This is a genomic window from Fischerella muscicola PCC 7414, from assembly GCF_000317205.1.
GTDB classification, from domain to species: Bacteria; Cyanobacteriota; Cyanobacteriia; order Cyanobacteriales; family Nostocaceae; genus Fischerella; species Fischerella muscicola.
On record NZ_AJLK01000132.1, the window covers coordinates 1 to 2,797 of the forward strand.

Annotated in this window: 1 protein-coding gene and 1 CRISPR repeat array; the gene reads right to left on the reverse strand. The window is 42.9% G+C overall.

Translation table 11 applies throughout. The annotated features are described in order from the left end of the window. The first annotated feature begins 35 nt into the window (after window positions 1-35). Window positions 36-723: a CRISPR direct-repeat array (repeat unit 37 nt; unit sequence GTTGCAACTTACACAAATCCCTATTAGGGATTGAAAC). Between the two features lie 120 nt (window positions 724-843). Continuing rightward, window positions 844-2,085, reverse strand: a complete 1,242-nt coding sequence (argJ, locus tag UYI_RS0121710; protein ID WP_026086098.1) for a bifunctional ornithine acetyltransferase/N-acetylglutamate synthase — start codon at window positions 2,083-2,085, stop codon at window positions 844-846. Window positions 2,086-2,797 lie beyond the last annotated feature (712 nt).

The window sequence follows — 2,797 nt, forward strand, 5'->3', positions numbered from 1 at the left end:
CACTCCAGACATTTTCATTTTTTTAGCCAATAAGCGTTGCAACTTACACAAATCCCTATTAGGGATTGAAACTTTTGCAGAGTCCGTAGGTTCATTCTTAGTTAAGGTTGCAACTTACACAAATCCCTATTAGGGATTGAAACACTTACCACTGGTTAGACTCCTAGTAGTAGTTTTCTGTTGCAACTTACACAAATCCCTATTAGGGATTGAAACGCCTCGTCCCCGGCGCAAGATTTGGGAGTTTACAGGGTTGCAACTTACACAAATCCCTATTAGGGATTGAAACCCAAGCAGGGTCTAGTTTAATTTTTTTGTCAACGTTGCAACTTACACAAATCCCTATTAGGGATTGAAACTATACCAATATTTAGAAAACAAGAAGCTGAAGGATGTTGCAACTTACACAAATCCCTATTAGGGATTGAAACTGCGTACATTTCTCACTTGCTCTGATGGCACAACAGTTGCAACTTACACAAATCCCTATTAGGGATTGAAAATGCTATGAATCATCTGCTTTGATTTATCAGCAACGTTGCAACTTACACAAATCCCTATTAGGGATTGAAACAGGAATTCGCTAAAAAATGTTTTCCCCGTTCCTGGAGGTTGCAACTTACACAAATCCCTATTAGGGATTGAAACGCCCATCAAATGGCTCTCAAGTGCAGCCAGGCTTACGAGTTGCAACTTACACAAATCCCTATTAGGGATTGAAACTCATCTTTAATTTCAATGCGATCGCTCTGTTTTACTGTAAATAACACAAATCCCTATTAGTAGAAGAGAGAGAGTAAGGTTTGTTCATAGCGACTACCTTCTGCTCTCAGCCTTCTACCTTCAAGTGGTATATTCAGCGTTAATTTTCACGTAGTCATAACTTAAATCACAACCCCAAGCTTTACCGGAACCATGACCGTTACCAATACTTACAGAAATTAACACGGTATCTTCCTTAAGATACGCACCCGCAGCTGCTTTTTGTAGATATTCACTTGCTGCTTTGCGATCAAAAGCTAGGGGTTGACCATTTTCCATCATTAAAAAATTCCCTAACTGAATTCTAAGGTTCTCTTGTTCAAAAGGTACACCCGCACGTCCGGCAGCCGCCGCAATGCGTCCCCAGTTAGGATCACGGCCAAAAATCGCAGATTTGACTAAAGATGAACCAGCAATAGTTTTGGCAATTTGACGTGCTGCTTGTTCATCCTGTGTGCCAGTGACTTGCACTTCCACTAGACAAGTTGCACCCTCTCCATCACGAGCGATCGCTTTTGCTAAATGCTGGCATACTGCTGTTAACATCGCTTCTAATTTTTCGGCTTCGTGTCCCATGTCGGTAATTGCTGGGGTGCGGGATTCACCATTAGCAAGGGCGATCAAACTATCATTAGTACTAGTATCGCCATCAACGGTAATCGCATTAAAACTTTTATCTGCTGCCCTAGTTAACATCTGCTGCCAAAGATGAGGGGAAACAGCAGCATCACAGGTGACAAATGCCAGCATTGTGGCCATATTCGGATGAATCATCCCAGAACCTTTGGCAATACCACCAATTCTGACAGGGCGATCGCTGATCGTTGTTTCTAGGGCGATTGATTTTGGCACTAAATCTGTAGTAATAATTGCACCTGCGGCAGCATCGGAACCAGTTTCCGATAGTGCTGCTACTAGTTGGGGAATTCCGGCTTTGAGTTTATCCATCGGTATGCGCTGCCCAATTACCCCAGTTGAAGCCAATAGCACAGAGTCACTGGAGATATTCAACGCTTGAGCGATCGCCATTGCAGATTCTAGGGTATCTAGCCAGCCTTGTTCACCTGTAGCAGCATTTGCCTGTCCGGCGTTGCAGAGAATGGCACGGGCGCTGTGCTTACCTTGCAGACGTTGGCGACAATAATCTACACACGCCGCCCTCACTTGGGAGGTTGTGAATACTCCGGCAGCGATCGCTTCTACATCTGATACGATCAACGCCAAATCTGGCAACCCCGAAGGTTTTAATCCCGCCTTAATCCCAGCTGCCCGATATCCTCTCGGTGCAGTCACACCACCAGTAATTTCATGCCAGTCTGCCATGATTTTCCCCTCGCAACTATTACTCGGCTGACTGGCGATTATATCAAGCTTTTGTTGCTTGTTGATTGTTGTTTGTTGGTTGTTACTCATTTCAAACAACCACCCACTCCAACTACCAACTACCAACCAAAAAAAGAGAGAGCCACTTGGGCAGCTCTCCAGATCATCAGGGTGCATCTATATAACATAGTATACCATATTTGGGGTGAGGGGCAATACACCTCAATGAACTTCTTTTGCTTCTAGTTAAATGACTGGATGTAGCAAAGGTAATAGGGATAAATTAGGAAAAATATCTTGTGTTGATCGTTGCTAAATCATACTGTGATCGCAACAAATAAAAAAAAGAGAGCCTTTTGGGCAGCTCTCCAGATCATCAGGGTGCATCTACTTATCACAATATATCATACTTAGGATGTGGGGCAATACCCCCTATTGAGTTTTTTATCAAAATTTCCTGAAAAATCTCCGTAAATGCACTATTGGGGAGAACAACAGTTTGTTTTGTCATTTTAATTCTTCAAAGATACCCAGTAAATAACCGGAGTAAAAATTCATCATCCAAAAAAAAGAGAGAGCCACTTGGGCAGCTCTCCAGATCATCAGGGTGCATCTAACTAGCACAGTATAGCATTATGGGCATGAGGGGCAACACCCCTTTTTCGGATTGATTTATTAAAAAATTGTAAAAGTATCTGGGAGGGAAGGCAAT

Bases quoted from the DNA above. Each gene is read 5' to 3' on its own strand.
- argJ (WP_026086098.1), bottom strand. From the start codon at position 2,085: ATGGCAGACTGGCATGAAATTACTGGTGGTGTGACTGCACCGAGAGGA.